The organism is Pseudoalteromonas sp. GB56, assembly GCF_054923835.1.
Map to the genome: position 1 here is coordinate 668,983 of NZ_JBPCHK010000001.1, position 21,278 is coordinate 690,260.

Here is a 21,278-nt window from a genome sequence, read left to right on the forward strand (position 1 = left end):
TGTCTCTATCTGGCTTTTAACTTCATCAGTTCACGGCGCTGCTTTTTATCCGGCTTGTGATCTGGGTGCGGGGCAAAGAAGGCGTTATTCTTCCTGGCAAGCGCATTCTCTTCACGTTTTTGCTTACTTTGCTCGGTTTCCTCGTAGCAAGTCACTGCAATGGGGGCGGCAACGCGTTTTTCAAGTAATTTTGTGACTGTGATGAGCTTTTCATCGAAGCCTTGGGCAAGACGAATACTTCCACCTATTTCCACGAGTTTACTTGGCTTACAGCGTTGGCCGTTATAGTGCACTTTGCCGCCTTGAACCATTTCTCTGGCGAGAGAACGGGTTTTATACAAACGAACGGCCCAAAGCCATTTGTCCAAACGCACACCTTGTGCATCTTGTTCGGGAATTTTTGCCACGATCTAAGGTCTGAATAATTACTCTTAATAGGGGTCAAAATTTAGCATAGATACGGGTGTAAAAAAAGTTGGCAACTTTGTAATACAGTTGCCTTACAAAGCGTGTACGCTAAGCACCGAAAATTACAGTTTGCTACAGTGTACGCTTGTTGAACGTAGATGATGAATGTACTATGTGGCGTTAGTTAACAAATTAGTAATAGTGAATGGTTTTGGATTTAGCCCAATTACAACAAAGGCTTAAGCAACTTCCACAACGAAAAATTGTGGCTGCAATAGTGCTGTTTGCAACAATTTATTGCGGCTACCTTGCAGCATCTTTAATGTGGTTGCTTTGGCCTCAGCCGAATGTGGCTCCTGTGATTCCGCCAGCAAGCGCTTCACAAACAAAAACAAATGGTGTCAATATTGCCGCAATACGAGCAGTTAATCTGTTTGGTGACGCAGCTTCAGTACCTGTAGAGCAACCTAAACAAGAAGTTATCAGTGATGCGCCTGAAACACGCCTGAGTATCAATTTAACGGGCGTTGTTGCTGCCACTGATAATTCAAATGCTGGGCTTGCAATTATTGAGTCTCAAGGTAATCAAGAAACCTATAGCATTGATGATGTCATCAAGGGCACTCGAGCAAAATTGGCAAAAGTGATGCCAGACCGCGCCATTTTGGATGTTGGCGGTCGATTTGAGACGCTCATGCTTGATGGGGTTAGTTTCACTAAAACAGTGAGTATGCCTGTTCCTGCCAGTAAACCTGAGCCAGCCAAAGGGCCGGTACAAAATACAGGTCCGGCAAAAACAGTCAATGCAACAGCTAACCCAGAATTAAAAGAAGCTCTCAAAGAAAAACGAGAAGAATTATTAGCTGATCCTGGAAATTATCCGACTACATACGTGTATCACCCGTACGCGAAAAGGGTCAGTTGAAAGGATATAAGTTAAGTCCAGGTAAAGACCCTGCGTTATTTAAACAAATGGGTCTAGAGAACAATGATATTGCTGTTGCGATTAATGGCTATCAATTGAATGATATGAAGCAAGCAATGGCAGCATTGCAGGAGCTTCGCTCAAATACTGATGCTGCGATTACGGTTAACCGTCAAGGTCAACTGATCGACGTGCAATTTAGCCTGCAATAATCACAAGCGTGGAGAAAAGAATAATGGGCGCGAAATTTCGCACAAGAATTATCAGCGGGCTTGCCAAATATGGTGCGCTCTTCCTAGCCGCTGGTATTAGCTTGAATTTATATGCTGTTGAGTATGCAGCGAACTTTAAAGGTACAGATATTAATGAGTTCATTAATATCGTTGGTAAGAATTTAAATAAAACAGTCATCATTGACCCTAACGTACGTGGCAAGATTAATGTACGCAGTTACGAGTTAATGGACGAAGAACTGTATTATCAATTTTTCCTCAATGTGCTCGAAGTGCACGGTTTCGCAGCTGTAGAAATGCCGAACGGCATTATTAAAGTAGAAAAAAGCTCTGACGCGAAAAAATCTAACGTACCAGTGATTGGTGAAGAAGATGGCTACGGCGGCGATATGCTCGTCACTCGTGTTGTGCGAGTTAAAAATGTAACCGTTCAGGAACTCGGCCCGCTCATTCGACAGTTCAGTGACCAAAAAGACGGCGGTCATGTTACAAACTTCAATCCATCGAACGTAATGATGCTGACGGGTAACGCGGAGTCGATTAATCGATTAGTAGAAATCATTCGCTTAGTTGACCAAGCGGGTGACAAGAGTGTTGATATTGTAAAACTAAAACACGCCACAGCAGCGGATGTTGTCTCGGTTGTTGACAATATTTTCAAAGACAATGGCAAAGGCAGTGTGCCAGACTTTTTGATCCCTCGTGTTGTTGCTGATGAACGCACAAATAGTGTGATAGTCAGTGGTGAAGGCCAAGCCCGTACGCGTGCAATTGAGTTGGTGAAGCGACTTGATAATGAGCTTGAAACAACAGGTAACACCAAAGTTTTCTATCTTAACTATGCCAAAGCAGATGACCTAGTAAAAGTGCTCCAAGGTGTGAGTAAATCACTGACGGAAGAGCAACAAGGGAATGCCGCTGGACAGCGCTCTTCACGTGGCAGTCGTTCCGATATCAGCATTGAAGCACACGAAGATTCAAACTCGCTTGTAATCACTGCACAGCCAGACATGATGCGCTCACTTGAAAAAGTCATCGAACGTTTAGACGTGCGCCGTGCGCAAGTATTAGTTGAAGCAATTATCGTTGAAGTTTCAGAAGGCGATGGCATCAACTTTGGCATGCAATGGATCACCGAAGAAGGTGGCATGCTGCAATTTAACAATGGCACAACCGTGCCAGTCGGCTCTCTTGCTGTAGCAGCAGAGCAAGCGCGTGATAAGACCATTACAGATAATGTTGTAGGGTCTGAAACGGGCACAGCGACACAGGTAGATAGAACTGTTGAAGGTGACTTGGGCCCTCTTGCAGCACTTTTGGGCGGTATCAATGGCCTAGCGATGGGTATCGTGAAAAATGACTGGGGTGCAATCGTGCAAGCGGTGTCAAACGACACTAACTCGAACATTCTTGCAACTCCGTCAATCACGACAATGGATAACGAAGAAGCATCCATGATCGTGGGTCAAGAAGTACCTATTATCACTGGCTCTTCAACGGGTAGTAATAACTCTAACCCATTCCAAACTGTAGAGCGTCAAGAAGTTGGTGTGAAACTCAAAGTTACACCACAAATTAACGATGGCACGGCGGTACAGCTCACGATTGAGCAGGAAGTGTCAAACGTAGCAGGTTCGACAGCCGTTGATATTTCTATCAATAAGCGTGCGATCACCACGACGGTACTTGCTGACGATGGCGGCATGGTGGTACTAGGTGGTTTGATTGACGAAGACGTCCAAGAAAGTGTGTCAAAAGTGCCACTGCTTGGAGATATTCCAGTGTTGGGTCATTTGTTTAAGTCAACGAGTACATCTAAGCGCAAGCGTAACCTGATCGTGTTCATTCGCCCAACCATTTTGCGTGATAGCGAGAGTATGAACCGCTTGAGTCACAGCAAATACAACTTCATTCGTGGTGAGCAGTTGAAGCAAGAAGATGATGGTATCGACTTAATGCCGTTTGAAGACGTGCCAACACTGCCAGAGTGGAATGATGCGCTGGTATTGCCACCGACGTACGAAGAATACTTAAAAGAACAAAACAAAGCTGAGCGCAACAATGACTGAGCAGGTAGTCAATGATGTGAGCACAGACGTGCCGGTCAGCGATGAGGCACTCATGGAAGTGTCAGAAGCGGTTGCACATGCACCGCTTCGCCTCCCATTTGCCTTTGCGCGACGTTTTCAGGTGCTTTTGGTTGAGAAAGACGAGCAATTATCCTTGTATCATGCCCATGATTTGGTCGCCCATGTGCTTCTTGAAGTACGCCGTTTTGCTGGCCGAGGTTTCAAGGTAGAGCGGTTAGCTGAAGACAAATTCGAACTCCTTTTAGAAGCTTCTTATCAACGTGATAGCTCCGAAACACAGCAAATTATGGAAGACATTGGCAATGAGGCCGATCTCTTTTCTCTTGCTGAAGAACTACCACAAACTGAAGATTTGCTCGCAGCGGATGACGACGCGCCAATCATCAAATTGATCAATGCCATGTTGGGCGAGGCTATCAAAGAGGGGGCCTCGGACATCCATATTGAGACATTTGAACAAGACTTAGTGATTCGCTTCCGTGTAGATGGTGTGCTCAAAGAAGTACTTAAGCCAAACCGAAAACTGGCGTCATTGTTGGTGTCCCGTATTAAGGTTATGGCCAAGTTAGATATCGCCGAAAAGCGAGTGCCGCAGGATGGCCGTATTAGTTTACGTATTGCTGGTCGTGCCGTTGATGTGCGTGTTTCTACCATGCCATCAAGTTTTGGCGAGCGTGTCGTGTTACGTCTTCTAGATAAAAATAATGCGCGTTTGAATCTGCAAGACTTAGGAATGACAGCCTATAACCAAGAATTGTTTGCTGATCTTATCCGAAAACCACACGGCATTATTCTCGTAACCGGCCCTACTGGCTCGGGTAAAAGTACGACGTTGTATGCAGGTATGAGTGCAATCAACAGTAAGGACAGAAACATCCTGACAGTTGAAGATCCAATCGAATATGAGATCCCAGGTATCGGCCAAACGCAAGTTAATCCAAAAGTGGATATGACCTTTGCGCGTGGCTTACGTGCGATTTTGCGTCAAGACCCGGATGTGGTGATGGTCGGTGAGATCCGTGACTTAGAAACGGCACAAATTGCCGTTCAGGCTTCCTTAACGGGCCACTTAGTGATGTCCACTTTGCACACCAATACAGCATCAGGTGCTATTACGCGTATGGAAGACATGGGTGTGGAAGCATTCTTGTTATCGTCATCGCTACTGGGTGTTTTGTCGCAACGTCTTGTGCGTACTTTGTGTAACAACTGTAAGCAGCCGCACCAAGCCGACCCAAGTGAATGTGAGTTATTGGGTGTAACTGCTGAGCAAGCACCGGTTATTTACCGAGCTGTTGGTTGTGAAGAATGTAACTATAACGGTTACAAAGGCCGTACAGGTATTCATGAAATGCTGATTGTTGATGATCATATTCGTGAACTTATTCACAACGGCAAAGGTGAGCAGTCGGTCGAAAAGTACATTCGTCAGCATAGCCCGAGTATTCGTGGCGATGGCTGCGCTCGGGTTCTCGCTGGTAAAACGACCTTGGAAGAAGTATTGCGGGTTACCCGTGAGGAGCACTAGTGGCAGCGTTTGAATATCGTGCTTTAGATGGTCGAGGAAAAGAGAAAAAGGGCTTACTCGAAGCTGATACTGCAAAGCAAGTACGTCAACAATTGCGTGACAAGGGGTTAATGCCACTTGCCGTAGAATTGGCTGCGTCCCAGGAAAAAGCCAGTGCCGCAAAAACGGGCTTCCTAAGTGGGTTTTTTAAGCCAAAAATATCTACTTCGGATTTGGCATTGATCACTCGTCAGCTGGCCACGTTGATTCAATCAGCTTTACCTGTAGAGGCAGCTGTGATGGCGGTTGCAGAGCAATGCGAGAAGCCACGTTTGAAAAAAATGCTGATGGCCGTGCGTTCAAAGGTCGTGGAAGGTTATACCCTCGCTGACGGCTTAGCCGAATTCCCGCATGTATTTGATAACCTTTATCGCGCAATGGTTGCTGCAGGTGAAAAGTCGGGTCACCTAGATCAGGTTCTCAATCGCTTGGCAGATTACACCGAACAGCGCCAATACATGCGCTCGCAAATTGTGCAGGCGATGGTGTATCCAACCATTTTGGTTATATTCGCGATAGCAATCGTTTCAATATTATTGGGTACTGTTGTTCCTAAGATCTTAAAAACATTTGAAAAGTCAAAACAGGCGTTGCCATGGACAACAGAGTGGGTGATGGCGGCCAGTAACTTTGTACAGAATTACTGGATGATAAGCCTAGCGGTTATTGTGTTGGCTACTTTTGCTATAAAGCATGGCTTGCAGAGGCCTAAAATCCGCTTTTGGTATCACTCTCGTTTACTGTCCATGCCTGGCTTGGGTAAGGTCAGTCGAGGCTTGAATACTGCACGATTTGCCCGAACCTTGAGTATATTATCTTCTAGTTCTGTTCCATTGCTTGAAGGGATGAAAATTTCGGGTCAAGTGCTGGAAAACGAAAAGATTAAAAAGGCGGTGAGTGAGGCTGCTACGCGTGTTAGTGAGGGGGCGAGCTTACGTGCGTCATTAGAGCAGACCAAACTTTTCCCACCGATGATGCTGCACATGATAGCCAGTGGCGAAAAATCAGGTGAACTCGAACAAATGCTCGAGCGTGCAGCGGATAACCAAGATCGTGAGTTTGAGACCATGGTGAATGTGTCACTCAAGCTTTTAGAACCAGCAATGATAGCCACCATGGCTATTATCGTGTTATTTATCGTGATGGCTATCTTGCAGCCTATCATGGCTATGAATAAGGCCATTGGACTTTAAGTCATGGCGTTAACAGATTTCAGTAAATTAGAGGTAAGAATGATGAGAAAGCAATCAGGTTTTTCATTACTAGAAGTGATGGTGGTACTGGTCATCATCGGGATGATTATGTCGATTGTGGCGCCTAACATTATGGGGCAACAAGAAGAAGCAGCGCTAGATAAAGCGCGCCTAGATATTCAGCAAATCGAAGATGCGCTAAGTATGTATAAATTACGCAACAAGACATACCCGACGACAGAGCAAGGTCTTGAGGCATTGGTGACGAAAACAAGCATTGAGCCAATTCCAAAGCGTTTCCCAGAAGAGGGGTTCATCAAGTCGCTTCCTGAAGATCCATGGGGCAATCCTTATCAACTTATCTACCCAGGTGAAATCGGTAAAATTGACGTTTTCTCAATGGGTCCAGATGGCGAAGTTGGCACCGAAGACGATATCGGTAACTGGGACGAAGAAGAGCGTTAATATCGATGCGTGTTGATCATCAGCGAGGCTTTAGTTTATTAGAGATTTTAGTGGTGCTAGTAATAATTGCTTTCACCGCAAACCTCGTTGTTTTCAGCATCGATGATTCACAAGAAGAAGAGCTGGAGCAAGCTGCTCTGGCTCTGCAATCCAGCATCAATTTTGCTTCTGAATATGCGATTTTGAACCAAAAGCAACTCGGTTTGTACATTGAAGACAACAGTTACGAGTTTCTAACGTATGCAGAACAAAAATGGCAACCATTAGAAGATGCTGAAGGTTTATTGAAGAAAAAGGAGTTTGAACCTCCTTTTTTACTCACCCTAAATCAAGAAGATTTACCCTGGGCGCAAGATAGCTTACTCAGTGAGGTAGACTGGAAGCAGCTATTGGGTGTAGAGGATGACGACTTTCTTGAGTTGCAAAAAATGACTATTCCACAAGTGATGATTTTATCCTCAGGAGAAGTGAGCCCATTCCAAATTACCCTGGAATTGCAAAGCGCTGACGAAGACCTCGTCCCGTATATTATTGAAGGCGAATTCATGGCGCCTGTGAGCCTCTACCGAGATGAACTGCCATGAACTGTGCACCGAGTGTTAGAAGCAAGCTTTGTAGTGGATTCACCCGAGGCTTTGCCACAGGCTTCACCCGAGGCTTCACCAAAGGCTTCACATTAATCGAGGTACTCGTCGCGTTAAGCATTTGCGCTATGGCAGGTATCGCCGCAATGCAACTCAGTAGCGAACATATTAACCACCTCAGCAGCATCGAAGAACAAACCTATGCATCGTGGGTGGCAGAAAACCAATTAGTAGAAATTCGAGCGCAGGGCGACAAATGGCCAGCGAAAAATGGCACTAAAGGTAAAATGGAGCTTGCAGGCGTAACCTGGTACTGGCAAGAAGAAGTCATACGTACAGCTGACAGTAGTTTTGTGAAAGTGATTGTGAGTGTGTTCACGGATGAGAAGCATGAGCAATTTGCCTATGAGCTGGCGACGTATGTCGATAAAGAGGCTCAGAAGTAATGTCTGTTTTCACCTCTCGTCAATGGCAATTAAAAACTGCAAAAGGGTTTACTCTCATCGAGGTATTGGTGGCGCTTGCCATTATGGCGTTCATCATCGGTGCCACCCATCAAATATTTGAAAGTACGACCAAGGCAAAAGAATTTTCAGAAAAGACACTCGATGAGTTATCTCGTATGCAGACTGTTTATCGAATGTTTGAACAAGATTTTAGTCAAATTACTAAGCGGGCTGTGCGTAACGAAGCGGGTGATTTTCAAGACGGTTATTTGTTACACGAGCGCTATTTGTTTGGTAGCGAATTAGATGGCATCGCTTTTGTGCGCACAGGGTGGACAAATCCAGGTTATTTGTTACCGCGCAGTGAGTTACAAGCGGTGGCTTATCGCGTGCAAGAAGGGCGTTTGGAGCGACTTTACCGTTTGTACGTAGATCAGCTCGACAGCACAGAGCCTAGAGTTCAGGTGTTGATAGAAGGTGTTGAAGATTTTAGTTTTGAGTTCTTTGACTCTGACAGCCAAAAGTGGCAACCGCAATGGCAGAAAGAACAATTACCTAAAGCGGTCGCCGTGACTTTGATGCTTGAAGACAGCGAGCCCATTCGTCGCGCATTTCTTTTAGCTGGTCAAGGAGTGAAACCACAACCGCCGCAATCGGGTAATAATCAAGGTGGTGCTCAAGGAAGTAATCAGGGTAGCTCCAGTGGCAACAATGGTAACTCCGGTGGCAACAATGGTAATTCGGGTGGCAATACAGGCGGAACCAATGGTGGAGGTTCAGGGGGGCAATCTGGTGGAGGACGTTATGGTTCCTAACCAGCGCCATAGAGGTGCTGCACTTATCATTGTAATGTTCATTGTTGCGCTAGCAGCGACTATTGCTGCGCAAATGAGCATCAATTTAATGGTGCAGGTGCAAAAATCGGCTAATTACGATGATTTTCGTCAAGCAAAGTGGTATGCCTATTCCGCAGAGGCACTGGCGCAGAAAGTTATTCGCGAAAGTATCGAAAATGAACCAGATAAAATGCATTTAAAGCAAAGCTGGGCATTAGCTGCTAATACACCCTTTCCTGTAGAAGGTGGCACTATTAGCGGTGAAATTAAAGATTTACAGGCATGCTTGAACTTAAACGCATTACGTGCGGAACCCAGTTCGGCCCAAGGGGGATACGTAAAAACAAACCCTGCTCATAAGGTGCTGTTGGAGCTGCTAAAGGAAATTGATGACTTACCGATGCAAGAGTCAGAAGAGGCGATGGCGGATAGCGTCTTCGATTGGCTCGATGAAGACAGTATTACAATGCGCTCTGGTGCAGAGGAAGATGAATATTTATCTCGAGACGTACCTTATCTTACAGCGAATAACTTTTTTGCGGATGTATCAGAGCTGCGCTTAGTGAAAGGCTTTAACCCTTTAGCTATGCAAAAATTGATGCCTTATGTGTGTGTGATCCCCGATAATGAAATATTTGCTTTAAATGTGAATACCATCACAGAAGAGCAAGCTTTGCTTTTATCTGCCATGGTTGAGGGACTGAGCGAATCTGCTGCCCAATCAGTAATTTCGGCTAGACCTGAAGAAGGATTCGATACGTTGGCAGACTTTGCCAATGAAGTTACCCAGCAAGGTGGTCAAAATGTGACTGCTGAAGATAATAGATTTGTGCTTAAGAGTCAGTACTTTCAGTTACAGACAACAGCTACATTTGTAGAATTTGAGTTTACTATGACGTCGCTACTACAAGTAGATAATAAGAATATAACTATTTTGGCGCGAAAATTTGGAGGCGTGCAGTGAGAGAGTCCTTACTGATACACGTGGGCGAGCGCCCTGAACAACCAATTAATTGGTTGGTTTTTAATGCTATTGAAGATGAAGTGATTGCAAGTGGTCAGTTACAAAGTGCTGACGGGTTGGCAGAGTTGTCTGACAAAGCTCAAAGCCGTGATTGCACGCTCATATTGCCAAGCGCACAAGTGCAACTGCAATCAGTTAAATTACCCGCGAAATGGAATCGGAAGCTTGCTCAGGCGCTGCCGTTTATGGTTGAGGAGCAAGTTGCTGTCGACATCGATAGTCTTTTTATTGCTCAAGGCGAGGCTTACAGCGAAGGTGAAGAGCACTTTATCAATGTTGCCATGGTCAATAAGCAATGGCTGAAAGGTTGGCTTGATGAATGTGCCGATGCCGGGATTGTGCCTGCTAAAGTATATGTTGATGCTTTACTTCTACCAGAACCTACAGAGGGACGCGCTTCGGTAATTTCTTTGGCTGACGATAGCTTTATAGTGCGTTATGGTGCATGGCTAGGCGCTCAACTTGAGCCTTCTTGGGCATCTGAGTTATTAACCGCTGCGCAAATAACAGCACTTGATTTGTATAGCCCTCTAGTGGAAATGCCGGCTGGCATGGAAGTGCACAGCCACGAAGAAAAATTTGAACTGCCATTAGCGATGTTTGCAAAAGCTTCCTCACCGGTTAATTTGCGCCAAGGTGCTTTCGCTTATAAGAAAAAAAGCAGTGGCTGGATTAAAATCTGGCGTCCGGCCATCGCTGCATCTGTGGTTACTTTGTTGTTTATGATGGGCGTCAAAGGTGCGCAGTGGTATCACTACACCCAGGCGGCAAATGCTACGAAAGAGCAAGTGGTATCGACATATGAACAAGCCTTCCCAGGTACAAAAGTTCGCCCACATTTGTTGCGCAGCCAAATAAATAAAGCATTAGGTGATAGCCGTGATGGCGATAGCGTACACTTTTTAGTTATGTTGCAAGATTTTGCTGACATAGTGCAGCAAAGTGATGAATTCGTGACACAAACATTGCGTTTTGATCAGCGTCGCGACGAGCTTCGAGTCGGTGCGAGAGCGAAAGACTTCCAAAGTTTTGCGCAAGTTAAGGCACGGTTGGAGCAGCGAGGGTTTGAAGTCGAGCAAGGTTCATTAAATAATGACGGTGAAAGTGTGGTTGGAGAATTACGCATTAAGGGGGCGCAATGAGCAGCGTGACTAATTATTGGCAATCACTCAAACCACAAGAGCAAAAACTACTCTCTGTTGCTGGTGTTATTTTCATCATTTTCTTTTTTGTGATGGCAATCTATCGACCGTTGAACAGCGCAGTAGATAACGCTAAAAAAGAATCTGAGAAGCAACAGGAACTTCTGCAATTTGTGCAGCAAAGTGTGGTGCAAATTAAAGCTAAGGGCAATAACGTACAAGCAGCTTCCTCTGGGAATGTCACACAAGTGGTTAACCGCACTCGCAGTCGTTACCAAATTGAGATCAGCCGCATGCAACCGAGTGGTGATGGCCTGCGATTAAATATTGATAGTGTGCCGTTTAATCAATTACTCGCGTGGCTAGATGAAATTGTGAACAAGCATGGTCTTACTATTTCAAATATCGAGTTGTCGCTTGACCCTAAACCCGGCCATGTCCGCGTTAGTCGTATTGTATTGGAGTAATCATGTCATTTAAGAAGTTGGCAACACTCATCGTCGTATTTTTAATTTTCTTTGTTGTTTTTGCCGTTGCTTTGTTACCAGCATCCGTCGCTCTTCACCTTGGGCAATCGTATTTACCCAAAGGGTTGAAGCTCGGTCCTGCAACAGGCTCAATTTGGCAGGGACAAATAAATGGGGTTCAGTATCAAGGACAATATCTAAGCAAAGTAAAGTGGAACGTGCATCCAAGCGCTTTGTTCGGTATGCAGTTAGATGCGGATGTAGTTGTGGGTAACAAGCGTAACAGCGGTGAAGTATCTGCAAATGGTTTGGTTAAGTACGGCCTAGCAGATGGTTCCTTACAACTAGAAAATGTGAGGGCTCGCGTTGCGTTGGAAAGCGTAATGAGCCAAGTGAGGTTGCCGGTACCGACTGAAGCTAAAGGGCTAGTTTTTGTTGAACTAGATAACTACCAATTAGGCCAGCCCCATTGTAACGAGTTGGCGGGTGTCATCAGTTCGGCTGATATCAGTGTTAAAGGACGTAATGGCTGGTTTAGTATCGGCGAGCTAGAAGGTGAGCTATCTTGTGTTAACGGTGCGGCGAGTGTGAAAGTGAGCAAAGAAAATTTACTGGGGCTTCAAGTCGACGCAGGGTTTAATGAGCGTGGGCAAGTGACGGTTAATGGTTTTATTAAACCAGATGCGAGCTTACCTAAAGACGTACACGACGCTGTTCAGTTTATCGGTAATCAAAGTGCAGACGGCCGCTATCGGATCAATTTCTAATGCAAGCATCTTTTGAAGCGCTAGAGTCTTTCCTTAATGGCAACGCCGATACGATGCCCTTTGCTAAAGTGCAAGGCTATTTGTTTGCACTAGTGTGTGCCCCATCGCCAATTGATGAAGAGCACTGGTTAGCTGAAGTGCTAGGTGAAGAAGCTGCGCAAACTGACGACAGTGTTCTTTTTGCACTGATGAACCTCCATCACCATGTAAGTGAGCAGGTGTATGAAACAGGTTTTAATCTGCAAAAGTCGGTGTATCTTCATGCAGATTGGAAAGCCAATTTAGCAATTGATAGCCCAATTAGTCTTTGGGCTAGTGGTTTTAATCTGGGGGTAGGCCTCTACATTGATACATTGCTAAACGCCGAGTTAATAGAAGTCGATACTAAAGAAATGCTCACCCAAGCCGTGCTGGTTCTAGGGCTATTTAGCTCAGAGTCTGACTTTGTCGAAATCGCAAAGGCGAATGCTCAGAGTGAACAAGATTTCCACGATAACGTGTTAGATATGATGGGTGATTTTAGTTTGGGCTTTGCAGATTTGATTGAAATATCAGCTGTGCAAAGTGGCTTATTTGACGAAGAAGATCAATGGCAGGAATGACCTGCCTTTAGCCTATCTGCAATAGAATATCTGTACAACCCTGGGCGCATGTTGCTCTCGCGAGTCCCGGTTCATCCAAAACCAATTTGATATCGGTTTTGCATTGCTCACAAAGTACTTTTTTTCCCTGTGATAGTTGTTTAAGCAAGCGCTTTTGAAGGGCAAAAGAATCAGCTTGCTTTTTGTTGATTGCTGAAAAGTCCATGCTGGTTTAGTGGGTTTTAGCAAGTAAGTCACATACTTGGCGCAGGTCATCCCCGAAAAAGTATTCATTCAGCTCTGGAGTTTTACAATATTTAGCTTCCCATCGGTACATTTTTCGTACTGACTCAAGATTTGCTTCTATATGACTGATTTGCTCATCAGTAAGATTCATAGAACTCTTAATTGTTTTGAGTGCCTTTGTCGCTTTAACCTCAGTGTTTACCTTACTTGAGTCACTCAGATCAGTCATGACTGTATTAAACATTTTGTCCCTAGGTCCTTTTATAATGGGATGATCAATGCTCAATAAGGCATAAACAACAATTACAAATAACAAGAACTTCTTCATAGATAAACCTTGATTTAGATAGCGTTTGGTACGCGCTTAGTTTAGTAAACTCTTTGTTTTAAAAGCAAGTGACTGTTACGGTATTGGTAAATATAAGATGCGTGCGTACATCATTTTCACCCATGACTTGATATAATTGCCACCAATACACAGACAGCTTTCAATTAATTGTACCCAAAAAGTTGTTTTTGGCTAGTGCATCAGTGGCGTTGAGGAAGAAAGATGGATAACGAGCAGCGTATCAAGGTAAAAAATATACCCAGTGAAGTGAAAATAGAAAAGCCAGCTGGGGCCGAGTACGACAGATTTAACCCACGCAATCGCATTTATGTCAGGGCCGTTACTGGTTTGCATCAGTTGTTGAGGCAGCGTATAGGTTTAGTTGGGATGCTGGCATTCATGGTGTTACCATGGATAAATTATAACGGCCAACAGGCCGTGCTGTTCGATATCTTTAATCAACAATTCACTATATTTGGCCTCACTTTTTGGCCTCAAGATTTAACCATTCTTGCTTTTATCTTCATGATTGCCGCTTTTGCGCTGTTTCTAGTCACCACATTTTACGGTCGAGTATGGTGTGGTTATACCTGTCCGCAGACTGTCTGGACATTTATTTTTATTTGGTTCGAAGAAAAGTTTGAAGGATCGGCAAACCAAAGGAAAAAGCTTGATCAAAGAGCGATGGACTTTGATAAGTTTTGGAGAAAGAGCGCCAAGCATAGCAGTTGGATGTTGTTTTCTTTATACACGGCGATCAGCTTTGTGGGTTACTTTACGCCGATGCGTGAGTTGATATTTGATGTTGTGACATTCTCAGTTGGTGGCTATGCACTCCTCAGTATTGTCGTGTTTACCTTGTGCACATATGGTAATGCCGGCTGGATGCGCGAAATTATGTGTTTGCACATTTGTCCTTATTCTCGTTTCCAGTCTGCAATGTTCGATAAAGACACATTTACCGTCAGCTATGATGCTAAGCGCGGAGAGAGCCGTGGTCCTCGGGGCCGTAAACAAGATCCTAAACAACTCGGTCTAGGTGATTGTATTGACTGTAACTTATGCGTACAGGTATGCCCCACTGGAATAGATATTCGCAATGGTCTTCAATACGAGTGTATTAACTGTGGTGCGTGTATTGATGCCTGTGACGGGGTGATGGATAAGATGAATTATCCACGAGGTCTTATTTCATACACGACGGAACGTAATCTAGAAGCTTCTGCTGAGAAGACGAAGCCAGTACGCGGTAAATTAATTGGATACTCGGTTATTCTGCTAGTACTGATTGGAGCCTTAGCAGCCAATATCGCGATGCGCGTACCCATGGATCTAGATATCATTCGTGATAGAAATCAGTTGTTTAGAACAGATGTGAATGGTCTGGTTGAAAATACCTATACATTGAAAGTCATCAATAAAGCGCAGGTTGTACAAAATTTCACCGTTGAAATTGAAGGGCTAGAAAATTACCAAGTCATAGGCAACCTGGAATTTTCTGTCGGACCTGGTCGCTCTCACAATGTACCTTTGTCGGTTGTTATTGATCCTTATGATTTGAAAAAGCCACTGACGGAATTTGACTTTGTCTTGTATCCAACTGCGGATCCAGAATCGAAAATCCGACAAAGTAGCAATTTCATTAAGGGACGCTAAAGTGAGTGAGTTTAGTTTTGCCTCCCTTACACCAGACACTATTTTAGATGCATTAGACAGCGTAGAAGTTTATGCAGAGTCTGGCTTATTGGCATTAAACAGTTACGAGAATCGTGTTTATCAGTTTATGGCTGAAGACAAACGCAGGTACGTAGTGAAGTTTTATCGCCCTGAACGTTGGAGCAATGAGCAGATACTCGAAGAGCATACATTCAGCGCTGAGTTAGGTAATGCAGAAGTGCCAGTGGTTGCGCCATTAGCAATCGATGGTCGTACTTTGTTTGATCACCAAGGGTATAGATTTACGTTATTCCCCAGTGTCGGTGGCCGCCAATTTGAAATGGATAATTTAGATCAGCTGGAACAACTCGGTCGTTTGATTGGGCGAATGCACAAGGTTGCCCAAGCTCGGCCATTCAATGTTCGTCCCACTTTAAGCTGCGATGAATATCTACATCAAGCTCGTATTCATTTAGCGCAAAGTAACTTGGTAAGTGAAGCAATGTCAGTACCATTTTACACTGTGCTCGATCAAGTTATCGACAAAGCTAGCAAATTGTACAAGGGAGTTGATACTATCCGTTTGCATGGTGATTGCCACGCAGGGAATATATTGTGGTCAGCGGATAACACGCTCACGTTTGTCGACTTAGATGACAGCCGACAAGGGCCAGCCATTCAAGATTTGTGGATGATGTTAAGTGGTGACCGGCAAAATCAGTTATTGCAACTGGACACACTCGTTGGTGGTTATGAGGAGTTTGCTGATTTCGATCACAGCCAATTGCCATTGATTGAACCGTTACGAGCAATGCGTATGGTGCACTACATGGGCTGGATAGCAAAGCGTTGGAGTGATCCTGCATTTGAACGGAACTTTTCTTGGTTTGCGCAAGACAAATACTGGGAGCAACAGACGCTGGCACTGAAAGAGCAGTTAGCTGCTCTGGATGAAGCACCGTTAAAGCTAATGCCCTAAAGAAGTAACACAGGATTTGATATAGAGACGATTATGATAAAAACACTAAAACGTTCGTTAATTTTACTTTGTTTACCGCTTGCAGCGTTTGCAGCTGACTTTAAAGCGGGTGAGCATTATCAGGTTTTAGAAACTCAAGCATCAAGCAGCGACAAAGTAACAGAGTTTTTCTCGTTCTATTGTCCACATTGCTATAAATTAGAGCCCGTTGTAGGCGCACTAAAGTCTTCACTGCCTGAAGGTGTGCCACTAGAAAAGAGCCACGTTAATTTTCTTCGAATCGATAAAGCGGCGCAAAATCGTTTAACTACGGCTTACCTTGTTGCTGAGCAAGAGGGTAAAGGTGAGCAAGTAGCAGCTGCAATATTCGATAGTATCCACCGTTTACGCGAGCCACTGCAAACGCAAGAAGCTGTTGAGAAATTGCTTACTAGTCAAGGTATCAGTGCAGAACGTTTTGCCATGCTGGCTAGCAGTATGCCTGTATTGACGGGAGAAAAAGATGCCGTTGAGAGTCAAGATGCTTTCACTAAAATAGGTGCATTGACAGGCGTGCCAACAATTATCGTAAACGACAAGTATAAAGTACTCGTGCATACGATGAAGTCGCAGCAAGAGCTTAATGAACTTGTAAATCACTTATTAGAAAAATAACCCGGAGAATATTGGTATGAAGAAGTTTATTGCTGCTGCAATGATGGCCTTGGCATTGCCGTTAAGTGCATTTGCTGCCCAATTCGAGGAAGGAACGCATTATGAAGTCGTTTCAGATCGCGCAAGCCGTAAGCCAGAGGTAAAAGAGTTCTTCTCTTTTATTGCCCAGCCTGTAATGCATACGAAGGTTTGTTAGTTGATGTAAAACCCAAGATTGATGGTGATGTTGAATTCAAACGCAGTCACGTTAATTTTATGGGGGGGCGTACTGCTGAAAATCAAGACATGCTTTCACAAGCATTGGCAACAGCGAGTGTGCTACCAGAGAAAGACCAGCTTGTATCAGCTATTTTCAGCCACATCCATACAAAGCGTGCAAAGTTTAATGAAGTTGCAGATGTGAAAGACATCTTTGTCGCTAATGGTGTTGATGGTGACAAGTTTGATAAGCTGTTTTCAGGTTTTGCCGTGCGCACTAAAGCGTCGAAGATGCAGCGTGATCAGGAGTACTACAAAGAGAAGGGTGCACTGAAAGGCGTACCAACATTTATTGTTAACGGTAAATATCGTTTGATTCTAGGTCGTGATTCGGGCGTTACAGAACCAGAAGATATTGCAGCGTTAATTAACTTCTTAGCTAAAAAGTAAGTGAGTTGACGTGTAAAAAAACCGCATCTTAGATGCGGTTTTTTTTATGCCTACTTGCGAGTAAGGTATACCCCTGATTCTACATGGTGGGTATACGGAAATTGATCAAAAATAGCGAATCGAGAAACATTATGCGTTTGTGTCAGTAAGTCTAAATCACGCTCTAATGTGTCTGGATTACATGAGACATAAAGAATGTTGTCGTACTCGCTTGTTAGCTTACAGGTTAGCTCGTCCATTCCTGCACGAGGTGGATCGACTAAAATGGTTTGGCAGTCATAACTGTGTAGATCAATGTCTCCCAGACGCGAGAACTTTCTTTCTTTGCGCATAGCTTGCGTGAATTCTTCGCTACTCATACGAATGATATCTAGGTTAGCTACACTATTTGCAGCAATATTGTATTGCGCAGACTTGACGGAAGATTTAGATATTTCCGTTGCTAAAACACGATTAAATGAACCAGCAAGCGCGATAGAAAAATTACCGTTACCACAATACAGCTCGAGTAAATCATTCTTCAGCGGTGCGCAGATATCTTGTGCCCATTCCAACATTTTCTCATTCACTTTGGCATTGGGCTGGGTGAAGCTATTTTCTACCTGTTGGTAAGTATATTCTTGGCCATTCACTGACAGTTGTTCAACCACATATTCATTACCTAACACGTGCTTTTGTTTACGTGCTCGGCCAATGAGCTCGACGTTGAACTTTTGTTGTAAGCGTTGTTGTAATGAATTTGCTTCTGCCAACCACTGTTCATCCAGTTGTTTATGATACAACAAGCTAACCAATGCGTTACCACTAAGCGTAGTGAGGTAGTCAATTTGAAATAGCTTACGGCGAAGTATCTCGTTGCTCTTAAGCTGGAAGATCATTTCAGCCATTAAGGCATTGATTAACTCGGCGCCGGGATCAAAGCTATCAACACGTACTTTTTCTTTTGTCTGTTGATTGAACATGATGTGGTATAGCTCATCGCCATCGTGCCAAACACGGAACTCTGCTCGTTGACGATAATGAATAGGCTCAGACTCAAATACTTCTAAGGTTTTCACACCAAAGCGGGCAAATTGCGCTGTAATACGTTGCGCTTTTTCTGCTAACTGTTGTTCGTACACTGACGTGTTGATATTTATGACTGGCATGAAGACCCCTACAAAATTTAATGCGCCGCTATTTTAGGAGGCTGCAAATAATTGTCCAGTCACAATAGTGAATTATTTGCTCGTTTTTTCTACAGCTTTGCTCAAGTCTGCCGATATACTCATTATATATTCTCTATTCAGGAGCGCGGGATGCTGCCATGTACCGGCAGAGCCCATGAAAGCAATATGAAAGTTAATGATTCAAATCAATGGCTTAATCCAGCGACTAAAGGGTTAGAGCAGAGCAAGGGGAAAATGAGCCCGACAGCCCTGAGTCAACTTGCTAAATTAGACAGTTATTTTGGTAATCACCGTCAAATAGGTGCCAAAGTATTAGAAGACAAGCTAGCTCAAGCTCTGGGTATTGAGCCTGCGCCAAAGAAAGAAAGTAAGCCACTATTCGACTTTGAAGAAATTGTAAAAAATGTCCTGCAATTTGTCACTGGAGCGGTTAAGAAAGCCCAAGCAGATGGCGCTTCAGATGAAAAGTTGACTGAGATGCTTGCACAGGCGCGTAAAGGCGTGCAAATGGGAGTTGATGATGCAACATCTGAACTCGATGATTCCGGTTTGTTGAATGATGAGATTAAAGATGGCATCGCCAAATCTCAAAAAGGAATCAATGACGGCTTAGATGAGTTTGAAAAGTCATTATTTGGTGAACAAGAGGCAACGAATGTACAAGTGAGTGAGGCCCAGTTCATGAGCCTTACTAACAACGCAGAGTACCGTTTTACGACTGCGCAAGGTGATGAAGTTATTATTAGCTTAGATTACAATTATAAAGCGGGCGAAGCGGCCTCAATTGCGCAAGGTGAAAAAGGAAAAACTGGCTACGCGTATTCTAACTATGAGCAGCGTAGTGTCTCTTTCTCTTTAACGGTCAATGGAGAGCTGGATGAAGCGGAAAGAGAAGCTGTCAATGAAATGATGGGGCAGCTCCAAGATGTGAGTGAATCGTTTTTTAGCGGTCAATATGACGAAGCCTTTAACAAGGCTGGAGAGCTTCAGCTTGGCTCTGAACAGCTCGTCGCGTTTTCGATGGACTTGACTCAATCTAAGACTCGAGCAGCAATTCGAGAATACGAGAGTGCAACCCCTGCAAAAGAAATTGCTAAAGAGTTACAACCCTTCAATGACAAGCTGAAAGAAGCGTACAGTAAGGCGGGAGAACTGGGTCTTCACAATGAAGTATCTGGATTGTTGCTGTGGTTAAATCAGGATAAAGAGAAAGATGAGGTTCAAGCGTTTATCGATTATAGCCAAGCCTTGTTCTCTAAATTAGATGAGTTACTGCAAGGCTAGCTTGGTCGGCATTCAGTCATGTTCGAAGCACCCTCAATAGGGTGCTTTTTATTACAATGAATGTTTCTATTTTTAATACATTTATACGAAAATCAGCTTATATTCAGGAACATAATAGTTTAATATGTCGTTCCTAATTGGAGAATGGTGAATTTATCCAGTTAGTCTACACTGTAGTATGTGAAAGACTGTTAGCGCGGATTCTGACCTGGTGGGAAAATTGTAACCGCCTGCGATAAAAGCAAAAAATGTCGGCTGATGGAATTAAATAAATTGGAATGTTTTTGAGTAAGAGGATGTTAATCACTCTTACTTGGCGCACAGGACTGCTGCCAGATTACAGCAACTGTGTGTTTGACTAATAATCGTAAAATGGGATGGAAACTAATGAAAATCAAATCACTTTCTGCTGCTATCGTTTTGGCAATGGCATCAACTGCTGCTGTTGCTGATGAACAGAAAAACCCTCAGCATGGCCTACATATTGGTGTATATGGCGATTACTTCTGGGCTGACTGGGACGACATTCAAGGAGCACGCCCTGCAAACGTTGAGCTAGGCGAATCACTTGGTTATGGTGCTGAAGTCGGTTACCGTTTCAATGAATACTGGACAGCACGTCTTAACTTCACTGCACTTGAATTAGATAAAGAAAATTCACCTAACCATAAAACGGGTGAACGTTGGGGTGGTGACATTCTTCTTCACTTCAGTGATTCTGTTTACGGTATCATCGGTGCGAAAAAGTTTGAAGTATACGACGATTTCAACGCCGCTAACCTAGGTCTAGGTTTCCGTAATCACTTAAACTACAACTGGGCATTTTATGGCGAAGCCATGTATTACGAAGGCTTGAACCAAAACCATTCTGATTTTGGTTTGAAAATGGGTTTAAGCTACCACTTTGGTAAAAAGCCAGAGCCAAAAGTTGAGCCAGCGCCAGTTGTTGTGCCAGTTGAGCCAAAAGACTCAGATAACGACGGTGTAGTTGACGCTAAAGATAACTGTGCAAACACGCCGATGAGCGATGCAGTTGATGCATACGGTTGTACTCGTTATATGGAAAAAGGCGACAAAGTAAGCTTGATGGTGAAATTCCCTCATGATGGCTCAGCTGTCGATGCTCGTTATTTTGATGGCATTCAAAAAGTAGCTGATTTCATGAACAAGTACCCACAAACAGAGGTACTACTTGAAGGTCACGCATCTGCTGTTGGTGATGCAGGTTACAACAAAACACTGTCTAAGAAACGTGCTGATAAAGTGGCTCAGAAGCTGATTGAAGATGGTATCTCAGCATCACGTGTTGAAACTGTTGGTTTAGGTGAAGAGCGCCTACTCAACACCGCTAACACTAAAGAAGCACATGCTGAAAACCGTCGTGTTGAAGCACACATCTCAGTCACTGAGCGTGTCGCTATCAAGCGTAACTAAGTACAGCTAGTGAGTATAAAAAGCCCGGCATTTGTCGGGCTTTTTGCAAATAATTCTTAATTACTATTCACAATTCTTTACTTCATCACACAGCAACATTCATAGAATTTATAGTGACTATTTTGCGGTTAGGCAAAAGGGTTAATTTTCTT

At 44.0% G+C, this 21,278-nt stretch carries 20 protein-coding genes and 2 pseudogenes; 19 read left to right on the plus strand and 3 right to left on the minus strand.

Going from position 1 to position 21,278, the window contains the following annotated elements; all coding sequences use genetic code 11:
• Positions 1–5 precede the first annotated feature (5 nt).
• Entirely contained in the window at positions 6–407 is a 402-nt protein-coding gene (gene hslR, locus ACH19P_RS03135; RefSeq protein WP_462157049.1) for a ribosome-associated heat shock protein Hsp15, read from the minus strand.
• A 206-nt stretch (positions 408–613) separates the two neighbouring features.
• On the opposite strand from hslR, the pseudogene gspC reads away from it, so the two are divergent.
• From gspC to ACH19P_RS03200, 13 genes and pseudogenes are all read left to right on the plus strand, one after another.
• Positions 614–1,545, plus strand: a pseudogene (gspC, locus tag ACH19P_RS03140) (type II secretion system protein GspC).
• A 23-nt stretch (positions 1,546–1,568) separates the two neighbouring features.
• On the plus strand, positions 1,569–3,635 hold the full coding sequence (gene gspD, locus ACH19P_RS03145) for a type II secretion system secretin GspD (RefSeq protein WP_462157050.1): 2,067 nt from the start codon (positions 1,569–1,571) through the stop codon (positions 3,633–3,635).
• 52 nt (positions 3,636–3,687) lie between these two features.
• The gene (gspE, locus tag ACH19P_RS03150; protein WP_462159301.1) at positions 3,688–5,184 is read left to right on the plus strand and encodes a type II secretion system ATPase GspE; all 1,497 of its coding nucleotides are present in this window, start codon (positions 3,688–3,690) and stop codon (positions 5,182–5,184) included.
• Positions 5,184–6,416, plus strand: a complete 1,233-nt coding sequence (gene gspF, locus ACH19P_RS03155; protein ID WP_462157051.1) for a type II secretion system inner membrane protein GspF — start codon at positions 5,184–5,186, stop codon at positions 6,414–6,416. The genes gspE and gspF overlap by 1 nt, the downstream gene beginning before the upstream one ends.
• Before the next feature lie 42 nt (positions 6,417–6,458).
• Positions 6,459–6,881 (plus strand): type II secretion system major pseudopilin GspG, encoded by a 423-nt coding sequence (gene gspG / locus ACH19P_RS03160; RefSeq protein ID WP_347391390.1) that lies wholly within the window; start codon positions 6,459–6,461, stop codon positions 6,879–6,881.
• 5 nt (positions 6,882–6,886) lie between these two features.
• Entirely contained in the window at positions 6,887–7,465 is a 579-nt protein-coding gene (gene gspH, locus ACH19P_RS03165) for a type II secretion system minor pseudopilin GspH (protein ID WP_462157052.1), read from the plus strand.
• Positions 7,462–7,911: a type II secretion system minor pseudopilin GspI gene (gene gspI, locus ACH19P_RS03170; RefSeq protein WP_462157053.1), complete on the plus strand. Its 450-nt coding sequence runs from the start codon at positions 7,462–7,464 to the stop codon at positions 7,909–7,911. The genes gspH and gspI overlap by 4 nt, the downstream gene beginning before the upstream one ends.
• Positions 7,911–8,726, plus strand: a complete 816-nt coding sequence (gspJ, locus tag ACH19P_RS03175) for a type II secretion system minor pseudopilin GspJ (protein ID WP_462157054.1) — start codon at positions 7,911–7,913, stop codon at positions 8,724–8,726. Before gspI ends, gspJ begins: the two co-directional genes overlap by 1 nt.
• Complete coding sequence (gene gspK / locus ACH19P_RS03180) at positions 8,716–9,711, plus strand: type II secretion system minor pseudopilin GspK (protein ID WP_462157055.1); 996 nt, start codon at positions 8,716–8,718, stop codon at positions 9,709–9,711. Before gspJ ends, gspK begins: the two co-directional genes overlap by 11 nt.
• Positions 9,708–10,913 (plus strand): type II secretion system protein GspL, encoded by a 1,206-nt coding sequence (gene gspL, locus ACH19P_RS03185; RefSeq protein WP_462157056.1) that lies wholly within the window; start codon positions 9,708–9,710, stop codon positions 10,911–10,913. Before gspK ends, gspL begins: the two co-directional genes overlap by 4 nt.
• Positions 10,910–11,380 (plus strand): type II secretion system protein GspM, encoded by a 471-nt coding sequence (gene gspM, locus ACH19P_RS03190; RefSeq protein ID WP_462157057.1) that lies wholly within the window; start codon positions 10,910–10,912, stop codon positions 11,378–11,380. Before gspL ends, gspM begins: the two co-directional genes overlap by 4 nt.
• Before the next feature lie 2 nt (positions 11,381–11,382).
• Complete coding sequence (locus ACH19P_RS03195; RefSeq protein ID WP_462157058.1) at positions 11,383–12,147, plus strand: type II secretion system protein N; 765 nt, start codon at positions 11,383–11,385, stop codon at positions 12,145–12,147.
• On the plus strand, positions 12,147–12,749 hold the full coding sequence (locus ACH19P_RS03200; RefSeq protein WP_462157059.1) for a UPF0149 family protein: 603 nt from the start codon (positions 12,147–12,149) through the stop codon (positions 12,747–12,749). The genes ACH19P_RS03195 and ACH19P_RS03200 overlap by 1 nt, the downstream gene beginning before the upstream one ends.
• A 211-nt stretch (positions 12,750–12,960) precedes the next feature.
• On the opposite strand, the gene ACH19P_RS03205 is transcribed toward ACH19P_RS03200, so the two are convergent.
• Positions 12,961–13,218 (minus strand): hypothetical protein, encoded by a 258-nt coding sequence (locus tag ACH19P_RS03205; protein WP_462157060.1) that lies wholly within the window; start codon positions 13,216–13,218, stop codon positions 12,961–12,963.
• 306 nt (positions 13,219–13,524) lie between these two features.
• On the opposite strand from ACH19P_RS03205, the gene ccoG reads away from it, so the two are divergent.
• From ccoG to ACH19P_RS03225, 4 genes and pseudogenes are all read left to right on the plus strand, one after another.
• On the plus strand, positions 13,525–14,958 hold the full coding sequence (gene ccoG / locus ACH19P_RS03210) for a cytochrome c oxidase accessory protein CcoG (RefSeq protein WP_462157061.1): 1,434 nt from the start codon (positions 13,525–13,527) through the stop codon (positions 14,956–14,958).
• Position 14,959: 1 nt separating this feature from the next.
• Positions 14,960–15,937 carry a serine/threonine protein kinase gene (locus ACH19P_RS03215; protein WP_462157062.1) on the plus strand — a complete coding sequence of 326 codons (978 nt, stop codon included), beginning with the start codon at positions 14,960–14,962 and terminating at the stop codon, positions 15,935–15,937.
• A gap of 33 nt (positions 15,938–15,970) precedes the next feature.
• Positions 15,971–16,591, plus strand: coding sequence for a thiol:disulfide interchange protein DsbA/DsbL (locus ACH19P_RS03220; RefSeq protein WP_462157063.1), 621 nt, complete (start codon positions 15,971–15,973; stop codon positions 16,589–16,591).
• A 16-nt stretch (positions 16,592–16,607) separates the two neighbouring features.
• A pseudogene (locus ACH19P_RS03225) lies at positions 16,608–17,239 on the plus strand (thiol:disulfide interchange protein DsbA/DsbL).
• 50 nt (positions 17,240–17,289) lie between these two features.
• Here ACH19P_RS03225 and trmA read toward each other — a convergent pair.
• Positions 17,290–18,387, minus strand: coding sequence for a tRNA (uridine(54)-C5)-methyltransferase TrmA (trmA, locus tag ACH19P_RS03230; protein WP_462157064.1), 1,098 nt, complete (start codon positions 18,385–18,387; stop codon positions 17,290–17,292).
• 186 nt (positions 18,388–18,573) lie between these two features.
• Here trmA and ACH19P_RS03235 point away from each other — a divergent pair, with 186 nt between their 5' ends.
• Positions 18,574–19,692 (plus strand): DUF5610 domain-containing protein, encoded by a 1,119-nt coding sequence (locus ACH19P_RS03235; protein ID WP_462157065.1) that lies wholly within the window; start codon positions 18,574–18,576, stop codon positions 19,690–19,692.
• A 387-nt stretch (positions 19,693–20,079) separates the two neighbouring features.
• A complete protein-coding gene (locus ACH19P_RS03240; protein ID WP_462157066.1) occupies positions 20,080–21,126 on the plus strand; it encodes an OmpA family protein in 1,047 nt (348 codons plus the stop codon).
• The last annotated feature ends 152 nt before the right edge of the window (positions 21,127–21,278 follow it).